Genomic DNA, 335 nt, shown 5'->3' on the forward strand with positions numbered 1-335 from the left:
GGAGAGCGAATCCAGGCGAGCGCCCAGGCTGGCGAGTTCGCGCGTGTGCTGGCGCAGCTGGCGCCCATAGGCCGGTTGCAGGCGGCGCGACACCTCGGTCATCCGGCGCCGGGCCTGGTTGATATCGCGCTGCAGCGCGGCGGGGCGCAAGCCGGCCGCGAGTGTCTCGAGCCTGCCGCGTTTGCGTTCCACCCCTGTTTTCAATGCGGTATCAAAACGCTGGCTGACGAAGGCGTGGCGCTGGCGCTTGTCGAAAAGCAGGTTCTCGGCCCGCGGCATGGCGCGCACCAGGGCGCCGAGGTCCGAGCGCATGCGATCGACCGAGCGCCGCAACG

Annotated in this window: 1 protein-coding gene; it reads right to left on the reverse strand. The window is 70.1% G+C overall.

All coding sequences use genetic code 11. The features are described from left to right. The coding region (locus tag E5162_RS14235; protein WP_338419091.1) for an exodeoxyribonuclease VII large subunit at positions 1–333 on the reverse strand (333 nt) is incomplete at its 3' end. Between the last annotated feature and the right edge of the window lie 2 nt (positions 334–335).

The organism is Marinicauda pacifica (genome assembly GCF_004793635.1).
GTDB lineage: Bacteria > Pseudomonadota > Alphaproteobacteria > Caulobacterales > Maricaulaceae > Marinicauda > Marinicauda pacifica.